Source organism: Neisseria sp. HMSC078H04 (genome assembly GCF_001838135.1).
In the GTDB taxonomy this organism is placed as follows: Bacteria; Pseudomonadota; Gammaproteobacteria; order Burkholderiales; family Neisseriaceae; genus Neisseria.
Map to the genome: position 1 here is coordinate 1 of NZ_KV835851.1, position 14,184 is coordinate 14,184.

Consider the following 14,184-nt stretch of genomic DNA (forward strand, 5'->3'; position numbering starts at 1 on the left):
GTGCGGGTGTGGTTTCTTCTGTAATCGCTTAATTGAGGGATATTGATAAATGGCAAACCAAAAAATTCGTATCCGCCTGAAAGCTTATGATTACAGTCTGATTGACCGTTCTGCGCAAGAAATCGTTGAAACTGCCAAACGTACTGGTGCTGTTGTTAAAGGTCCGATTCCTTTGCCAACTAAAATCGAACGTTTCAACATCTTGCGTTCTCCTCACGTGAACAAAACTTCTCGTGAACAATTGGAAATCCGTACCCACTTGCGTCTGATGGACATCGTGGACTGGACTGACAAAACTACTGATGCACTGATGAAACTGGATCTTCCAGCGGGTGTGGATGTAGAAATTAAAGTTCAATAAGAACTGAAAAACCGAACAGCTTGGCTGTTCGGTTTTTTATAGAATTCTTAGGCTGTCTGAAAATTTTCAGATATTTGGCAACACTTCATCCGAAAAAAATGATGGTTTTAAGAAGTTAAATTGAAATTTTTGTTGATATTTCTTTGATTTGTCAATTATAATGGCGGACTTGGTACATCCGTATCAAGTTTAACTTTGTCTGAAAGGCAGGCCAATCGTAGCCCGCCCCTTTACTTAAAAGGAAAATAATCATGACTTTAGGTCTGGTTGGACGCAAAGTTGGTATGACTCGCGTGTTCGACGAACAGGGTGTTTCTGTTCCGGTAACTGTTTTGGATATGTCTGCCAACCGCGTTACACAAGTGAAATCCAAAGATACTGACGGCTACACTGCTGTACAAGTTACCTTTGGTCAGAAAAAAGCTAATCGTGTCAACAAAACTGAAGCCGGTCACTTTGCTAAAGCAGGTGTTGAAGCTGGTCGCGGTTTGGTTGAGTTTGCTTTGACTGAAGAAAAACTGGCTGAATTGAAAGCTGGTGATGAAATTACCGTTTCTATGTTTGAAGTTGGTCAATTGGTAGATGTAACCGGCACCTCTAAAGGTAAAGGTTTCTCTGGTACGATCAAACGTCATAACTTCGGTGCTCAACGTACTTCCCACGGTAACTCCCGTTCCCACCGTGTTCCTGGTTCTATCGGTATGGCACAAGACCCTGGTCGCGTGTTCCCTGGTAAGCGTATGGCAGGTCAATACGGCAACACTAAAGCAACTGTTCAAAAATTGGAAGTTGTGCGTGTTGATGCTGAACGCCAACTCTTGTTGGTTAAAGGTGCTGTTCCGGGTTCGGTTAACAGTGACGTCGTGGTTCGTCCTAGCGTGAAAGTAGGTGCGTAATGGAATTGAAAGTAATTGACGCTAAAGGACAAGTATCTGGCAGCTTGGCTGTTTCTGATGCTTTGTTTGCTCGTGAATACAATGAAGCTCTGGTTCACCAACTGGTTACTGCTTACTTGGCAAATGCCCGTTCTGGTAATCGTGCTCAAAAAACTCGTGCCGAAGTAAACCACTCTACTAAAAAACCATGGCGCCAAAAAGGTACCGGTCGTGCTCGTTCCGGTATGACTTCTTCTCCGCTGTGGCGTAAAGGTGGTCGTGCATTCCCAAACAAACCTGATGAAAACTTCACTCAAAAAGTGAACCGTAAAATGTACCGTGCTGGTATGGCGACTATTTTGTCCCAATTGGCTCGTGATGAACGTTTGTTTGCAATCGAAGCATTGACTGCTGAAACTCCTAAAACCAAAGTTTTTGCCGAACAAGTGAAAAACTTGGGTTTGGAGCAAGTTCTGTTTGTAACTAAACAGCTCGACGAGAATGTTTACTTGGCTTCACGCAACTTGCCTAACGTATTGGTTTTGGAAGCTCAACAAGTTGATCCTTACAGCTTGCTGCGTTACAAAAAAGTCGTTATCACTAAAGATGCAGTTGCACAATTAGAGGAGCAATGGGTATGAATCAACAACGTTTGACTCAAGTAATCTTGGCACCTATCGTTTCTGAAAAAAGCAACGTATTGGCTGAAAAACGTAACCAAATGACGTTTAAAGTTTTGGCAAATGCAACCAAACCTGAAATTAAAGCGGCTGTTGAGCTGCTGTTCGGCGTTCAAGTTGCAGACGTTACTACTGTTACCATTAAAGGTAAAGTTAAACGTTTTGGTCGTACTTTAGGTCGTCGCAGCGATGTTAAAAAGGCTTATGTAAGCCTGGCTGCCGGTCAAGAGTTGGATTTGGAAGCCGCTGCTGCAGCTGCAGATAAGGAATAAACAAAATGGCAATCGTTAAAATGAAGCCGACCTCTGCAGGCCGTCGCGGCATGGTTCGCGTGGTAACAGAAGGTTTGCACAAAGGTGCACCTTATGCACCTCTGCTGGAAAAGAAAAATTCTACTGCCGGTCGTAACAACAATGGTCATATCACTACCCGTCATAAAGGTGGTGGCCATAAACATCATTACCGCGTTGTAGATTTTAAACGTAACAAAGACGGTATCCCTGCAAAAGTAGAGCGTATCGAATATGACCCTAACCGTACTGCATTTATCGCACTGTTGTGCTATGCAGATGGTGAGCGTCGCTACATCATTGCTCCTCGTGGTATTCAAGCCGGTGCAGTATTGGTTTCCGGTGCTGAGGCTGCTATCAAAGCAGGTAACACTCTGCCGATCCGCAATATTCCTGTTGGTACAACTATTCACTGTATCGAAATGAAACCAGGTAAAGGTGCGCAAATTGCGCGTTCTGCTGGTGCTTCTGCGGTATTGCTTGCAAAAGAAGGTGCTTACGCTCAAGTTCGTTTGCGTTCTGGTGAAGTACGCAAAATTAGTGTAAATTGCCGTGCAACTATCGGTGAAGTTGGTAACGAAGAACAAAGCCTGAAAAAAATCGGTAAAGCTGGTGCTAACCGCTGGCGTGGTATTCGTCCGACCGTTCGTGGTGTTGTAATGAACCCTGTTGATCACCCACATGGTGGTGGTGAAGGCCGTACTGGTGAGGCTCGCGAACCGGTTAGCCCATGGGGTACTCCTGCTAAGGGCTACCGCACTCGTAATAACAAACGCACGGATAACATGATTGTTCGTCGTCGTTACTCAAATAAAGGTTAATTAGTATGGCTCGTTCATTAAAAAAAGGCCCATATGTAGACCTGCATTTGCTGAAAAAAGTAGATGCTGCTCGTGCAAGCAACGACAAACGCCCAATTAAAACTTGGTCACGTCGTTCTACCATTTTGCCTGATTTCATCGGTCTGACTATCGCTGTTCACAACGGTCGCACTCACGTGCCTGTGTTCATCAGCGACAACATGGTTGGTCATAAATTAGGTGAGTTCTCATTGACCCGTACCTTTAAAGGCCACTTGGCCGATAAAAAGGCTAAAAAGAAATAAGGTGAATCATGAGAGTAAGTGCACAACATAAAAATGCCCGTATTTCAGCTCAAAAAGCTCGTTTGGTAGCTGATTTGATTCGTGGTAAAGACGTTGCCCAAGCTTTGAATATCTTGGCATTCAGCCCTAAAAAAGGTGCTGAGCTGATTAAAAAAGTATTGGAATCAGCAATCGCTAATGCCGAGCACAACAATGGTGCTGACATTGACGAACTGAAAGTGGTAACTATCTTTGTTGACAAAGGCCCAAGCTTGAAACGTTTCCAAGCTCGTGCCAAAGGTCGCGGTAACCGCATCGAGAAACAAACTTGTCATATTAACGTGACAGTGGGCAACTAAGGAAAAGCTATGGGACAAAAGATTAACCCTACAGGCTTTCGCCTGGCGGTAACTAAAGACTGGGCTTCAAAATGGTTTGCTAAAAGCACCGACTTTTCAACTGTTTTGAAACAAGATATTGATGTTCGTAATTACTTGCGCAAAAAATTGGCAAATGCTTCAGTTGGTCGCGTAGTAATCGAACGTCCTGCTAAATCTGCACGTATCACTATCCACTCTGCTCGTCCAGGTGTGGTTATTGGTAAAAAAGGTGAGGATATCGAAATCTTGAAACGTGACTTGCAAGCTCTGATGGGTGTGCCAGTTCATGTAAATATTGAAGAGATTCGCCGTCCTGAGTTGGATGCGCAAATTATTGCTGATGGTATTGCTCAGCAACTTGAAAAACGCGTCCAATTCCGTCGTGCAATGAAACGTGCAATGCAAAATGCAATGCGTTCTGGTGCTAAAGGCATCAAGATCATGACTTCAGGCCGTCTGAATGGTGCTGATATCGCTCGTAGCGAATGGTACCGTGAAGGCCGCGTACCTTTGCATACTTTGCGTGCAAATGTAGATTATGCAACTAGCGAAGCGCACACTACTTATGGTGTACTGGGTCTGAAAGTTTGGGTTTATACAGAAGGTAATATTAAATCTTCTAAACCTGAGCATGAGAAGAAACAAAGAAAGGCAGGTGGACGTAATGCTGCAGCCAACTAGACTGAAATATCGCAAGCAACAAAAAGGCCGTAACACCGGTATTGCTACTCGCGGTAACAAAGTAAGTTTCGGTGAGTTCGGTTTGAAAGCCGTAGGCCGTGGTCGTTTGACTGCCCGCCAAATCGAAGCTGCTCGTCGTACTATGACTCGTCATATTAAACGTGGCGGTCGCATTTGGATTCGTGTATTCCCTGATAAACCAATTACTGAGAAACCTATCCAAGTTCGTATGGGTGGCGGTAAAGGTAATGTGGAATATTACATTGCTGAAATTAAACCAGGCAAAGTATTGTACGAAATGGATGGTGTTCCTGAGTCTTTGGCTCGTGAAGCATTTGAATTGGCCGCTGCCAAATTGCCTATTCCTACAACCTTTGTAGTAAGACAGGTGGGTCAATAATGAAAGCAAATGAATTAAAAGACAAATCTATTGAGCAATTAAACTCTGATTTGTTGGACTTGTTGAAAGCTCAGTTTGGCTTACGCATGCAAAATGCAACCGGTCAGTTGGGTAAATCTAGCGAGTTGAAACGTGTACGTCGCGATATTGCTCGTATTAAAACCATTTTAACTGAAAAAGGTGCTAAGTAATGAGCGAAGCTAAAAATGTTCGTACTTTGCAAGGCAAAGTGGTAAGCGACAAAATGGACAAAACTGTTACAGTATTGGTTGAACGTAAAGTTAAACACCCTTTGTACGGTAAAATTATTCGTTTATCAACTAAAATCCATGCTCATGATGAAAACAATCAATATGGCATTGGTGATGTAGTGGTAATCGAGGAATCTCGTCCTTTGTCAAAAACCAAGTCTTGGGTTGTAAAAGAATTGGTTGAGAAAGCGCGTACTGTTTGATTTAAAACACAGTAATGCAGCTTAATAAGAAACGAAGTCTTGCAGCAAAATTAATTTGCGTGTAAACTTCGTTTCTTATCTTCCAGCTTCTTATGGAAGTTTCTCTCCCTTCGGGATCCAAGACTGGTTTACTAGAACCGTGATGGTTTCATTTAATAAGCAGCTTAAAGTAAGGTGCGAGTTATATGAAAGTGGTAAATTAAGTTGGTTAATTTAAAGGTACTAATATGATTCAAATGCAGACCATCTTAGATGTGGCTGATAACTCTGGTGCGCGTCGCGTAATGTGCATCAAAGTATTGGGCGGATCTAAGCGTCGCTACGCTTCTGTTGGCGATATTATTAAAGTTGCAGTTAAAGATGCAGCCCCACGTGGTCGTGTCAAAAAAGGTGATGTATACAATGCGGTAGTTGTTCGTACTGCTAAGGGTGTGCGTCGTCCTGATGGTGCGTTAATTAAATTCGATAACAATGCTGCTGTGTTGTTGAATAATAAACTTGAACCTCTGGGTACTCGTATTTTTGGTCCGGTAACCCGTGAATTGCGTACTGAGCGATTTATGAAAATCGTTTCATTGGCGCCTGAAGTATTATAAGGAATAGCGCGATGAATAAAATCATTAAAGGCGATCAGGTTGTAGTGATTGCCGGTAAAGATAAAGGTAAGCAAGGTCAAGTAGTTCGAGTGTTGGGTGATAAAGTTGTTGTTGAAGGTGTGAATGTTGTCAAACGCCATCAAAAACCTAATCCAATGCGTGGTATTGAGGGTGGTATTATTACTAAAGAAATGCCTTTGGATATTTCTAATATTGCAATCCTGAATCCGGAAACTAATAAAGCAGACCGTGTTGGTATTAAGCTGATTGAAAATGAAGGCAAAGTTAAACGCGTTCGTTTCTTCAAATCAAATGGCTCTATCATTGGAGCATAAGGAGATAACATGGCTCGTTTGAGAGAGTTTTATAAAGATACAGTTGTTCCTGAATTGGTTAAACAATTTGGTTACAAATCAGTAATGGAAGTTCCACGTATTGAAAAAATTACCTTGAATATGGGTGTAGGTGAAGCTGTTGCTGATAAAAAAGTTATGGAACACGCTGTTTCTGATTTAGAGAAAATTGCTGGTCAAAAGCCAGTTGTTACTGTTGCTCGTAAATCTATCGCGGGTTTTAAAATCCGTGATAACTATCCAGTTGGTTGCAAAGTAACATTGCGTCGTGATCAAATGTTTGAATTCTTGGATCGTTTGATTACTATTGCGTTGCCTCGCGTACGTGACTTCCGTGGTGTAAGCGGTAAATCATTTGATGGTCGTGGCAATTACAATATGGGCGTTCGTGAGCAAATTATTTTCCCGGAAATTGAATACGATAAAATCGATGCTTTGCGTGGTTTGAATATTACTATTACAACTACTGCAAAAACTGATGAAGAAGCGAAAGCTTTGTTGTCACTGTTCAAGTTTCCGTTTAAAGGATAATCATGGCTAAGAAAGCACTTATTAATCGTGAGCTGAAACGTCAAGCATTGGCGAAAAAGTTTGCAGCTAAACGTGAGGCAATTTTCGCTGTTGTTAATGATGCTAATGCGACTGAAGAAGAACGTTTTGAAGCACGTTTGAAATTTCAATCCATTCCTCGTAATGCAGCACCTGTACGTCAACGTCGTCGTTGTGCTTTAACAGGTCGTCCTCGTGGCACTTTCCGTAAATTTGGTCTGGGCCGTATTAAAATCCGTGAAATCGCTATGCGTGGCGAGATCCCTGGTGTTGTTAAAGCTAGCTGGTAATAGGAGTATAAATAATGAGTATGCATGATCCTATTTCCGATATGTTGACTCGTATTCGCAATGCGCAACGTGCTAATAAAGCAGTAGTTGCCATGCCTTCCTCTAAACTGAAATGTGCGATTGCAAAAGTTCTGAAAGAAGAAGGTTATATCGAGGATTTTGCGGTTTCTGCTGATGCAAAACCGGTATTGGAAATTCAATTGAAATACTATGCAGGTCGCCCTGTGATTGAGCAAATTAAACGTGTTTCACGTCCAGGTTTGCGTATTTACAAAGCATCAAGTGAGATTCCTAGCGTAATGAATGGCTTGGGTGTCGCTATTGTTAGTACTTCTAAAGGTGTAATGACTGATCGCAAAGCCCGTTCTGAGGGTGTTGGTGGTGAGTTGTTGTGCATCGTAGCCTAGTGGAGAAAAGTAAATGTCACGCGTCGCAAAAAACCCAGTGACTGTTCCTGCTGGTGTAGAAGTAAAATTCGGAACAGATGCATTGGTTATCAAAGGTAAAAACGGCGAATTGTCTCTTCCTTTGCATTCCGATGTTGCTATTGAACTGAACGATGGTAAATTGACTTTTGCTGCAAAAAATGACAGTAAACAGGCTAATGCTATGTCTGGTACTGCTCGTGCATTGGTTAATAACATGGTTAAGGGTGTTTCTGAAGGTTTTGAGAAAAAACTTCAATTGATTGGTGTAGGTTATCGTGCCCAAGCTCAAGGCAAAGTTTTGAACTTGTCTTTGGGTTTCTCTCATCCAATCGTATACGAAATGCCTGAAGGTGTTTCTGTTCAAACTCCTAGCCAAACAGAAATCGTTTTGACTGGTGCAGATAAACAAGTGGTTGGCCAAGTCGCTGCTGAAATTCGTGCATTCCGTTCTCCTGAACCTTATAAAGGTAAAGGTGTTCGTTATGTAGGTGAAGTAGTAGTGATGAAAGAAGCCAAGAAAAAATAATTGAGGTTCACTAATGGATAAACATACAACCCGACTCCGTCGTGCACGCAAAACCCGTGCGCGTATTGCGGACTTGAAAATGGTAAGATTATGTGTGTTCCGCAGCAATAATCATATTTATGCTCAAGTAATTAGTGCTGAAGGTGATAAAGTATTGGCTCAAGCCTCTACATTGGAAGCTGAAGTACGTAGTAGCCTGAAATCAGGTAGCAACGTTGAAGCAGCAGCTGTAGTTGGTAAGCGTATTGCTGAAAAAGCTAAAGCAGTAGGTGTTGAAAAAGTTGCTTTTGACCGTTCAGGTTTCCAATATCACGGTCGTGTGAAAGCTTTGGCTGAAGCTGCACGTGAAAATGGTTTAAGCTTCTAATATTTGGAGACTTTCAGATGGCAAAACATGAAATTGAAGAACGCGGTGACGGCCTGATTGAAAAGATGGTCGCAGTTAATCGCGTGACTAAAGTAGTTAAAGGTGGCCGTATCATGGCTTTCTCTGCACTGACTGTTGTTGGTGATGGTGATGGTCGCATCGGTATGGGCAAAGGTAAATCAAAAGAAGTACCAGTTGCTGTTCAAAAGGCAATGGATCAAGCTCGTCGCTCTATGATTAAAGTACCTTTGAAAAACGGTACTATTCATCATGAGGTTATTGGTCGTCATGGTGCTACTAAGGTATTTATGCAACCTGCTAAAGAAGGTAGCGGTGTGAAAGCTGGTGGTCCAATGCGTTTAGTATTTGATGCTATGGGTATCCATAACATTTCAGCTAAAGTACATGGTTCTACTAATCCTTACAATATTGTACGCGCTACATTAGACGGTTTGTCTAAACTGTATACCCCTGCTGATATTGCTGCAAAACGTGGCTTGACAGTGGAAGATATTTTGGGAGCTAACCATGACTGAGCAAAAAAAGATTAAAGTTACATTGGTTAAGAGCCTGATCGGTACAATTGAATCTCATCGTGCATGTGCTCGCGGTTTAGGTTTGCGCCGCCGTGAACATACTGTAGAGGTTTTGGATACCCCTGAAAACCGTGGCATGATCAATAAAATCAGCTACTTGTTGAAAGTGGAGTCTTAATATGTTTTTGAATACTATTCAACCTGCTGAGGGTGCTACTCACGCTAGTCGTCGTGTAGGCCGTGGTATTGGTAGCGGCTTGGGTAAGACAGGTGGTCGTGGTCATAAAGGTCAAAAAAGCCGTTCTGGTGGCTTCCACAAGGTAGGTTTTGAAGGCGGTCAAATGCCTTTGCAACGTCGTCTGCCGAAACGTGGTTTCAAATCTTTGACTGCAGCCGCTAATGCTGAAGTTCGTTTGAGTGAATTAAATCTGATTGCTGTGAACGAGATTGACGTTTTGGTTCTTAAACAAGCTGGTCTGATTCCTGCAACTGCTTCTAATGTAAAAGTTATTGCTTCTGGTGAAATCTCAAAAGCAGTTACCTTGAAAGGTGTAAAAGCTACTAAAGGTGCTAAAGCTGCTATTGAGGCTGCCGGTGGTAAAGTAGAAGAATAAGGCTTGCACTACAGTGGCTAATCAACAATCTTTATCAGGATTATCCAAATTTGGTGATCTGAAAAAACGTCTGTTGTTCCTTTTAGGTGCTTTAGTCGTTTTCCGTATTGGTGGTCATATACCGGTACCGGGCGTAGATGCTGTTGCGTTAGCTAAATTATTCGAAGGCGCTCGTGACGGCATATTCGGAATGTTAAATATGTTCTCGGGTGGTTCGTTAGAGCGCTTTAGTATATTTGCAATTGGTATCATGCCTTATATTTCGGCATCGATTATTGTTCAGCTTGCTTCTGAGATTGTTCCTTCTTTAAAAGCTTTGAAGAAGGAAGGTGAGGCTGGTAGGAAAATAATTACGAAATATACTAGGTATGGGACGGTATTATTGGCTGTATTGCAAAGCTTTTGGGCTGCATCATCTGTTTATAAACAAGGTGTTGTTGTAACGACTGCGCTTGAGTTTTATATTTCTACAGTAGTCTGTTTGGTTACAGGTACTATGTTTCTAATGTGGTTAGGGGAACAAATTACCGAGCGTGGTATTGGTAATGGTATTTCTTTAATTATTACAGCAGGCATTGTATCGGGTATTCCATCCGGTATTGCTCGGTTGCTGACTTTGACTGAAAAAGGCTCTATGAGTATGTTGATGGCGGTATCAATTGTGATTGGTATTTTGCTGTTGATCTATGCTGTAGTTTATTTTGAGAGTGCTCAGCGTAAAGTTCCTGTGCATTATGCTAAAAGACAGTTTGGCTCTGGAATGATGTCGGGACAAAGCATTCATATGCCGTTCAAGCTAAATATGGCAGGTGTTATTCCTCCTATTTTTGCTTCCAGTATTATTTTATTTCCATCTACCCTTTTAGGTTGGTTTGGTTCAAATAGTACAAATTCTGTTCTTCATAAGGTTGCAGCAATGCTGCAACATGGACAGCCCTTATATATTGTATTATTTGCCACAACTATCATCTTCTTCTGCTATTTCTATACTGCTTTAGTATTTAGCCCTAAAGAGATGGCTGAGAATTTGAAGAAGAGTGGTGCATTTGTGCCAGGTATTCGTCCAGGTGAGCAAACCTCTAGATATTTGGAAAAAGTTGTACTGAGACTGACATTATTTGGTGCTTTGTATATCACTACAATCTGTCTGATACCTGAATTTTTAACGACGGCATTGAAAGTTCCTTTCTATTTAGGTGGAACATCTCTGCTCATTTTGGTTGTCGTTACAATGGATTTTAGGACGCAAATTAATTCATACATAATGAGTAGTCAGTATGAAGACTTGATGAGTCGTCCAGATATGAAATCTTTGTCACGTAAGTAGGCTTATGGCTAAAGAAGATACCATACAGATGCAGGGCGAAATCCTTGAGACTTTGCCCAATGCAACATTTAAAGTAAAACTGGAAAATGATCATATAGTACTTGGTCATATATCTGGAAAAATGCGGATGCACTATATCCGTATTTCTCCAGGTGATAAGGTAACAGTTGAATTAACTCCTTATGATTTAACCCGTGCTCGGATTGTTTTCCGAGCAAGATAAACGATAAAAGGAAATAAAATGCGTGTACAACCTTCTGTAAAGAAAATTTGTCGCAATTGCAAGATTATTCGTCGTAATCGTGTAGTTCGCGTAATTTGTACTGACCCACGTCACAAACAACGTCAAGGTTAAGAAGCTAGTTTTCTTAACTATTGATTTTGTGGTATAGTGACATACTTTGCCCTAAAAAGGAAAAAATATGGCTCGTATTGCAGGGGTAAATATCCCTAATAATGCCCATATCGTAATCGGCCTTCAGGCTATTTATGGTATTGGTGCGACTCGTGCTAAATTGATTTGTGAGGCAGCAAATATTGCTCCTACTACTAAAGCAAAAGATTTGGACGAGGCTCAATTAGACGCTTTGCGTGAGCAAGTTGCTAAATATGAAGTTGAAGGCGATTTGCGTCGTGAAGTAACGATGAGCATTAAACGACTGATGGATATGGGTTGCTATCGCGGCTTCCGTCATCGTCGTGGCTTGCCTTGTCGTGGTCAACGCACTCGCACAAATGCTCGTACCCGTAAAGGTCCGCGCAAAGCGATTGCCGGTAAGAAATAAATTTTAAGGAATTTGATTAATGGCTAAAGCAAACACAGCTTCGCGTGTACGTAAAAAAGTACGTAAAACCGTAAGCGAAGGTATTGTGCACGTTCATGCATCTTTCAACAATACCATCATTACAATCACTGACCGTCAAGGCAATGCATTGTCTTGGGCTACCTCTGGCGGCGCTGGTTTTAAAGGTTCTCGTAAAAGTACACCATTTGCAGCACAAGTTGCAGCAGAAGCAGCTGGTAAAGTTGCCCAAGAGTATGGCGTTAAAAATTTAGAAGTTCGCATTAAAGGCCCTGGTCCTGGTCGTGAATCTTCTGTACGTGCTTTAAACGCTCTTGGTTTCAAGATTACCAGCATTACTGACGTTACCCCGTTGCCTCATAACGGTTGCCGTCCGCCTAAAAAACGTCGTATTTAATATTGGAGTGATTTAAAACATGGCACGTTATATTGGCCCTAAATGTAAATTAGCACGTCGCGAAGGTACGGATCTGTTTTTGAAGAGTGCACGTCGCTCTTTGGATTCCAAATGTAAAATGGATTCTGCACCTGGTCAACACGGTGCGAAAAAACCACGTTTGTCAGACTACGGTTTGCAATTACGTGAAAAACAAAAAATCCGTCGTATTTATGGCGTATTAGAGCGTCAATTCCGTCGTTACTTCGCGGAAGCAGCTCGTCGTAAAGGCTCTACCGGTGAACTGCTGTTGCAATTGCTGGAGTCTCGTTTGGACAATGTCGTTTACCGTATGGGTTTCGGCTCTACTCGCGCTGAAGCACGTCAATTGGTTTCTCACAAAGCTATCGTCGTAAACGGTCAAGTTGTTAATATCCCTTCTTTCCAAGTTAAAGCAGGTGATGTTGTAGCTGTTCGTGAAAAAGCTAAGAAACAAGTACGTATCCAAGAAGCATTGAGCCTGGCTACTCAAATTGGCTTGCCAAGCTGGGTATCTGTTGATGCCGACAAATTGGAAGGCGTATTCAAAAATATGCCGGATCGCTCAGAATTGTCTGGCGATATTAATGAACAGCTGGTGGTAGAGTTCTACTCTAAATAATGCTAGCTCAATGAGGGACAGTTAAATGCAAAATAGCACAACCGAATTTTTGAAACCTCGTCAAATCGATGTAGATACTTTGTCTTCCACACGGGCCAAGGTGTCTATGCAGCCATTTGAACGTGGTTTTGGTCATACTTTAGGTAATGCTTTGCGTCGTATCTTACTGTCATCCATGAATGGCTTTGCCCCAACTGAAGTAGTTATTTCCGGCGTATTGCACGAATACTCTACTATTGATGGTGTTCAAGAGGATGTTGTTGACGTTCTCTTGAACATTAAAGGTATCGTATTCAAGCTTCACGGTCGTAATCAAGTTCAGTTGACTTTGAAAAAAACAGGTGCCGGTGCTGTTGTAGCCGGTGATATTGATTTGCCACACGATGTGGAAATCATCAATCCTGAACATGTTATTTGCCACTTGTCCGACAATGGCCAAATCGACATGGAAATTAAAGTAGAGCAAGGTCGTGGTTATCAATCTGTTTCAGGCCGTCGCGTATTGCGTGATGAGAATAAACAGATTGGTGCGATTCAGTTGGATGCGAGCTTTTCGCCCATCAGTCGTGTTAGCTTTGAAGTTGAACCTGCACGCGTAGAGCAACGCACGGATTTAGATAAATTGGTTTTGGATATTGAAACCAATGGTTCTATTGATCCAGAAGAAGCTGTACGTAGTGCCGCACGTATCTTAATTGACCAAATGTCTATTTTTGCAGATCTGCAAGGTACTCCGGTTGAAGAGGTTGAAGAAAAAGCGCCTCCTATCGATCCTATCTTGCTGCGTCCTGTAGATGATTTGGAATTAACCGTACGTTCAGCTAATTGTCTGAAAGCTGAAGATATTTACTATATTGGCGATTTGATTCAACGTACTGAAACCGAGCTTCTCAAGACCCCTAATTTGGGTCGTAAATCTTTGAATGAGATCAAAGAAGTGTTGGCCTCTAAAGGTCTGACATTAGGTTCCAAATTAGAAGCTTGGCCGCCTGTAGGCTTAGAAAAGCCGTAAGTTTGAAGATTAAAGGATAATGACATGCGTCATCGTAATGGCAACCGCAAATTAAACCGTACTAGCAGCCACCGTGCTGCGATGCTGCGCAATATGGCGAATTCCTTGTTGACTCACGAAACCATCGTGACAACTTTGCCTAAAGCAAAAGAATTGCGCCGCGTAGTTGAGCCCTTGATCACCTTGGGTAAAAAACCTTCTTTGGCAAACCGTCGTTTGGCTTTTGACCGCACTCGCGATCGTGATGTTGTAGTTAAATTGTTTGACGAATTGGGTCCACGCTTTGCTGCTCGTAACGGCGGCTATGTTCGTGTACTGAAATACGGTTTCCGTAAAGGCGACAATGCTCCTTTGGCATTGGTTGAATTGGTTGAAAAAGCAGCTGATTCTGCTGAATAAGCAAATTGATATGAAAGCACTACCTGTTTAGGTGGTGCTTTTTTATTTGAATAGCCTCTTTCTCATTTCGCAGTGCTACAATGTCTTCCAGCAAGATACGTAGCCAGTCCGCGTTGTAGCTCCCTTTCTCATTTCGCAGTGC

General features: G+C 42.2%; 29 protein-coding genes. All 29 read left to right on the forward strand.

The window, feature by feature from the left end; translation table 11 throughout:
- The first annotated feature begins 49 nt into the window (after positions 1 to 49).
- The 29 genes from rpsJ (at position 50) to rplQ (ending at position 14,042) form a co-directional block, all read left to right on the forward strand.
- A complete protein-coding gene (rpsJ, locus tag HMPREF2560_RS08245; protein WP_002642322.1) occupies positions 50 to 361 on the forward strand; it encodes a 30S ribosomal protein S10 in 312 nt (103 codons plus the stop codon).
- 251 nt (positions 362 to 612) lie between these two features.
- Positions 613 to 1,257: a 50S ribosomal protein L3 gene (gene rplC, locus HMPREF2560_RS08250; protein WP_004464584.1), complete on the forward strand. Its 645-nt coding sequence runs from the start codon at positions 613 to 615 to the stop codon at positions 1,255 to 1,257.
- Positions 1,257 to 1,877 (forward strand): 50S ribosomal protein L4, encoded by a 621-nt coding sequence (gene rplD, locus HMPREF2560_RS08255; RefSeq protein WP_003684798.1) that lies wholly within the window; start codon positions 1,257 to 1,259, stop codon positions 1,875 to 1,877. Before rplC ends, rplD begins: the two co-directional genes overlap by 1 nt.
- Positions 1,874 to 2,188, forward strand: a complete 315-nt coding sequence (gene rplW / locus HMPREF2560_RS08260; RefSeq protein WP_002243944.1) for a 50S ribosomal protein L23 — start codon at positions 1,874 to 1,876, stop codon at positions 2,186 to 2,188. The genes rplD and rplW overlap by 4 nt, the downstream gene beginning before the upstream one ends.
- A 5-nt stretch (positions 2,189 to 2,193) precedes the next feature.
- Positions 2,194 to 3,027 (forward strand): 50S ribosomal protein L2, encoded by an 834-nt coding sequence (gene rplB / locus HMPREF2560_RS08265; protein WP_070608371.1) that lies wholly within the window; start codon positions 2,194 to 2,196, stop codon positions 3,025 to 3,027.
- Between the two features lie 5 nt (positions 3,028 to 3,032).
- Positions 3,033 to 3,311, forward strand: a complete 279-nt coding sequence (gene rpsS / locus HMPREF2560_RS08270; protein ID WP_002215422.1) for a 30S ribosomal protein S19 — start codon at positions 3,033 to 3,035, stop codon at positions 3,309 to 3,311.
- Positions 3,312 to 3,319: 8 nt separating this feature from the next.
- Positions 3,320 to 3,649, forward strand: a complete 330-nt coding sequence (gene rplV / locus HMPREF2560_RS08275; protein WP_003749277.1) for a 50S ribosomal protein L22 — start codon at positions 3,320 to 3,322, stop codon at positions 3,647 to 3,649.
- 9 nt (positions 3,650 to 3,658) lie between these two features.
- Positions 3,659 to 4,351, forward strand: a complete 693-nt coding sequence (gene rpsC, locus HMPREF2560_RS08280; RefSeq protein ID WP_003684753.1) for a 30S ribosomal protein S3 — start codon at positions 3,659 to 3,661, stop codon at positions 4,349 to 4,351.
- Complete coding sequence (rplP, locus tag HMPREF2560_RS08285) at positions 4,335 to 4,751, forward strand: 50S ribosomal protein L16 (RefSeq protein ID WP_003749279.1); 417 nt, start codon at positions 4,335 to 4,337, stop codon at positions 4,749 to 4,751. Before rpsC ends, rplP begins: the two co-directional genes overlap by 17 nt.
- Positions 4,751 to 4,942, forward strand: coding sequence for a 50S ribosomal protein L29 (gene rpmC / locus HMPREF2560_RS08290; protein WP_003684705.1), 192 nt, complete (start codon positions 4,751 to 4,753; stop codon positions 4,940 to 4,942). The genes rplP and rpmC overlap by 1 nt, the downstream gene beginning before the upstream one ends.
- Positions 4,942 to 5,205, forward strand: coding sequence for a 30S ribosomal protein S17 (rpsQ, locus tag HMPREF2560_RS08295; protein ID WP_003684766.1), 264 nt, complete (start codon positions 4,942 to 4,944; stop codon positions 5,203 to 5,205). Before rpmC ends, rpsQ begins: the two co-directional genes overlap by 1 nt.
- A 227-nt stretch (positions 5,206 to 5,432) precedes the next feature.
- The gene (gene rplN / locus HMPREF2560_RS08300) at positions 5,433 to 5,801 is read left to right on the forward strand and encodes a 50S ribosomal protein L14 (protein WP_002215434.1); all 369 of its coding nucleotides are present in this window, start codon (positions 5,433 to 5,435) and stop codon (positions 5,799 to 5,801) included.
- An 11-nt stretch (positions 5,802 to 5,812) separates the two neighbouring features.
- Positions 5,813 to 6,136, forward strand: a complete 324-nt coding sequence (gene rplX / locus HMPREF2560_RS08305) for a 50S ribosomal protein L24 (protein WP_049348887.1) — start codon at positions 5,813 to 5,815, stop codon at positions 6,134 to 6,136.
- Positions 6,137 to 6,145: 9 nt separating this feature from the next.
- Entirely contained in the window at positions 6,146 to 6,685 is a 540-nt protein-coding gene (gene rplE / locus HMPREF2560_RS08310; RefSeq protein ID WP_003684750.1) for a 50S ribosomal protein L5, read from the forward strand.
- Between the two features lie 2 nt (positions 6,686 to 6,687).
- Entirely contained in the window at positions 6,688 to 6,993 is a 306-nt protein-coding gene (gene rpsN / locus HMPREF2560_RS08315; RefSeq protein ID WP_070608373.1) for a 30S ribosomal protein S14, read from the forward strand.
- Positions 6,994 to 7,007: 14 nt separating this feature from the next.
- The gene (gene rpsH, locus HMPREF2560_RS08320; RefSeq protein ID WP_063075320.1) at positions 7,008 to 7,400 is read left to right on the forward strand and encodes a 30S ribosomal protein S8; all 393 of its coding nucleotides are present in this window, start codon (positions 7,008 to 7,010) and stop codon (positions 7,398 to 7,400) included.
- Positions 7,401 to 7,413: 13 nt separating this feature from the next.
- A complete protein-coding gene (gene rplF, locus HMPREF2560_RS08325) occupies positions 7,414 to 7,947 on the forward strand; it encodes a 50S ribosomal protein L6 (RefSeq protein WP_070608375.1) in 534 nt (177 codons plus the stop codon).
- Positions 7,948 to 7,960: 13 nt separating this feature from the next.
- Positions 7,961 to 8,314: a 50S ribosomal protein L18 gene (gene rplR / locus HMPREF2560_RS08330; protein WP_003749287.1), complete on the forward strand. Its 354-nt coding sequence runs from the start codon at positions 7,961 to 7,963 to the stop codon at positions 8,312 to 8,314.
- Positions 8,315 to 8,331: 17 nt separating this feature from the next.
- Positions 8,332 to 8,850: a 30S ribosomal protein S5 gene (gene rpsE / locus HMPREF2560_RS08335; protein WP_003684704.1), complete on the forward strand. Its 519-nt coding sequence runs from the start codon at positions 8,332 to 8,334 to the stop codon at positions 8,848 to 8,850.
- The gene (gene rpmD, locus HMPREF2560_RS08340) at positions 8,843 to 9,028 is read left to right on the forward strand and encodes a 50S ribosomal protein L30 (protein WP_003684808.1); all 186 of its coding nucleotides are present in this window, start codon (positions 8,843 to 8,845) and stop codon (positions 9,026 to 9,028) included. The genes rpsE and rpmD overlap by 8 nt, the downstream gene beginning before the upstream one ends.
- Before the next feature lies 1 nt (position 9,029).
- Positions 9,030 to 9,464, forward strand: coding sequence for a 50S ribosomal protein L15 (gene rplO, locus HMPREF2560_RS08345; protein ID WP_004520192.1), 435 nt, complete (start codon positions 9,030 to 9,032; stop codon positions 9,462 to 9,464).
- Positions 9,465 to 9,477: 13 nt separating this feature from the next.
- Positions 9,478 to 10,791, forward strand: a complete 1,314-nt coding sequence (gene secY / locus HMPREF2560_RS08350) for a preprotein translocase subunit SecY (protein ID WP_070608377.1) — start codon at positions 9,478 to 9,480, stop codon at positions 10,789 to 10,791.
- Between the two features lie 4 nt (positions 10,792 to 10,795).
- Positions 10,796 to 11,014, forward strand: coding sequence for a translation initiation factor IF-1 (gene infA / locus HMPREF2560_RS08355; protein ID WP_002215452.1), 219 nt, complete (start codon positions 10,796 to 10,798; stop codon positions 11,012 to 11,014).
- Between the two features lie 18 nt (positions 11,015 to 11,032).
- Positions 11,033 to 11,146: a 50S ribosomal protein L36 gene (rpmJ, locus tag HMPREF2560_RS11010; RefSeq protein ID WP_003697674.1), complete on the forward strand. Its 114-nt coding sequence runs from the start codon at positions 11,033 to 11,035 to the stop codon at positions 11,144 to 11,146.
- Positions 11,147 to 11,213: 67 nt separating this feature from the next.
- The gene (gene rpsM, locus HMPREF2560_RS08360) at positions 11,214 to 11,576 is read left to right on the forward strand and encodes a 30S ribosomal protein S13 (protein WP_003749295.1); all 363 of its coding nucleotides are present in this window, start codon (positions 11,214 to 11,216) and stop codon (positions 11,574 to 11,576) included.
- Positions 11,577 to 11,595: 19 nt separating this feature from the next.
- Positions 11,596 to 11,991, forward strand: a complete 396-nt coding sequence (gene rpsK, locus HMPREF2560_RS08365) for a 30S ribosomal protein S11 (protein ID WP_002216249.1) — start codon at positions 11,596 to 11,598, stop codon at positions 11,989 to 11,991.
- Between the two features lie 19 nt (positions 11,992 to 12,010).
- Entirely contained in the window at positions 12,011 to 12,631 is a 621-nt protein-coding gene (gene rpsD, locus HMPREF2560_RS08370; protein WP_039863983.1) for a 30S ribosomal protein S4, read from the forward strand.
- 25 nt (positions 12,632 to 12,656) lie between these two features.
- Positions 12,657 to 13,643, forward strand: a complete 987-nt coding sequence (gene rpoA, locus HMPREF2560_RS08375; RefSeq protein WP_070608379.1) for a DNA-directed RNA polymerase subunit alpha — start codon at positions 12,657 to 12,659, stop codon at positions 13,641 to 13,643.
- A gap of 24 nt (positions 13,644 to 13,667) precedes the next feature.
- Positions 13,668 to 14,042 (forward strand): 50S ribosomal protein L17, encoded by a 375-nt coding sequence (gene rplQ / locus HMPREF2560_RS08380; protein WP_070608381.1) that lies wholly within the window; start codon positions 13,668 to 13,670, stop codon positions 14,040 to 14,042.
- The last annotated feature ends 142 nt before the right edge of the window (positions 14,043 to 14,184 follow it).

Excerpts from the sequence above, each read along its gene's own strand:
- rpsJ (WP_002642322.1), top strand. The coding sequence starts at position 50 with ATGGCAAACCAAAAAATTCGTATCCGCCTGAAAGCTTATGATTACAGT.
- rplC (WP_004464584.1), top strand. The coding sequence starts at position 613 with ATGACTTTAGGTCTGGTTGGACGCAAAGTTGGTATGACTCGCGTGTTC.
- rplD (WP_003684798.1), top strand. The coding sequence starts at position 1,257 with ATGGAATTGAAAGTAATTGACGCTAAAGGACAAGTATCTGGCAGCTTG.
- rplW (WP_002243944.1), top strand. The coding sequence starts at position 1,874 with ATGAATCAACAACGTTTGACTCAAGTAATCTTGGCACCTATCGTTTCT.
- rplB (WP_070608371.1), top strand. The coding sequence starts at position 2,194 with ATGGCAATCGTTAAAATGAAGCCGACCTCTGCAGGCCGTCGCGGCATG.
- rpsS (WP_002215422.1), top strand. The coding sequence starts at position 3,033 with ATGGCTCGTTCATTAAAAAAAGGCCCATATGTAGACCTGCATTTGCTG.
- rplV (WP_003749277.1), top strand. The coding sequence starts at position 3,320 with ATGAGAGTAAGTGCACAACATAAAAATGCCCGTATTTCAGCTCAAAAA.
- rpsC (WP_003684753.1), top strand. The coding sequence starts at position 3,659 with ATGGGACAAAAGATTAACCCTACAGGCTTTCGCCTGGCGGTAACTAAA.
- rplP (WP_003749279.1), top strand. The coding sequence starts at position 4,335 with ATGCTGCAGCCAACTAGACTGAAATATCGCAAGCAACAAAAAGGCCGT.
- rpmC (WP_003684705.1), top strand. The coding sequence starts at position 4,751 with ATGAAAGCAAATGAATTAAAAGACAAATCTATTGAGCAATTAAACTCT.
- rpsQ (WP_003684766.1), top strand. The coding sequence starts at position 4,942 with ATGAGCGAAGCTAAAAATGTTCGTACTTTGCAAGGCAAAGTGGTAAGC.
- rplN (WP_002215434.1), top strand. The coding sequence starts at position 5,433 with ATGATTCAAATGCAGACCATCTTAGATGTGGCTGATAACTCTGGTGCG.
- rplX (WP_049348887.1), top strand. The coding sequence starts at position 5,813 with ATGAATAAAATCATTAAAGGCGATCAGGTTGTAGTGATTGCCGGTAAA.
- rplE (WP_003684750.1), top strand. The coding sequence starts at position 6,146 with ATGGCTCGTTTGAGAGAGTTTTATAAAGATACAGTTGTTCCTGAATTG.
- rpsN (WP_070608373.1), top strand. The coding sequence starts at position 6,688 with ATGGCTAAGAAAGCACTTATTAATCGTGAGCTGAAACGTCAAGCATTG.
- rpsH (WP_063075320.1), top strand. The coding sequence starts at position 7,008 with ATGAGTATGCATGATCCTATTTCCGATATGTTGACTCGTATTCGCAAT.
- rplF (WP_070608375.1), top strand. The coding sequence starts at position 7,414 with ATGTCACGCGTCGCAAAAAACCCAGTGACTGTTCCTGCTGGTGTAGAA.
- rplR (WP_003749287.1), top strand. The coding sequence starts at position 7,961 with ATGGATAAACATACAACCCGACTCCGTCGTGCACGCAAAACCCGTGCG.
- rpsE (WP_003684704.1), top strand. The coding sequence starts at position 8,332 with ATGGCAAAACATGAAATTGAAGAACGCGGTGACGGCCTGATTGAAAAG.
- rpmD (WP_003684808.1), top strand. The coding sequence starts at position 8,843 with ATGACTGAGCAAAAAAAGATTAAAGTTACATTGGTTAAGAGCCTGATC.
- rplO (WP_004520192.1), top strand. The coding sequence starts at position 9,030 with ATGTTTTTGAATACTATTCAACCTGCTGAGGGTGCTACTCACGCTAGT.
- infA (WP_002215452.1), top strand. The coding sequence starts at position 10,796 with ATGGCTAAAGAAGATACCATACAGATGCAGGGCGAAATCCTTGAGACT.
- rpmJ (WP_003697674.1), top strand. The coding sequence starts at position 11,033 with ATGCGTGTACAACCTTCTGTAAAGAAAATTTGTCGCAATTGCAAGATT.
- rpsM (WP_003749295.1), top strand. The coding sequence starts at position 11,214 with ATGGCTCGTATTGCAGGGGTAAATATCCCTAATAATGCCCATATCGTA.
- rpsK (WP_002216249.1), top strand. The coding sequence starts at position 11,596 with ATGGCTAAAGCAAACACAGCTTCGCGTGTACGTAAAAAAGTACGTAAA.
- rpsD (WP_039863983.1), top strand. The coding sequence starts at position 12,011 with ATGGCACGTTATATTGGCCCTAAATGTAAATTAGCACGTCGCGAAGGT.
- rpoA (WP_070608379.1), top strand. The coding sequence starts at position 12,657 with ATGCAAAATAGCACAACCGAATTTTTGAAACCTCGTCAAATCGATGTA.
- rplQ (WP_070608381.1), top strand. The coding sequence starts at position 13,668 with ATGCGTCATCGTAATGGCAACCGCAAATTAAACCGTACTAGCAGCCAC.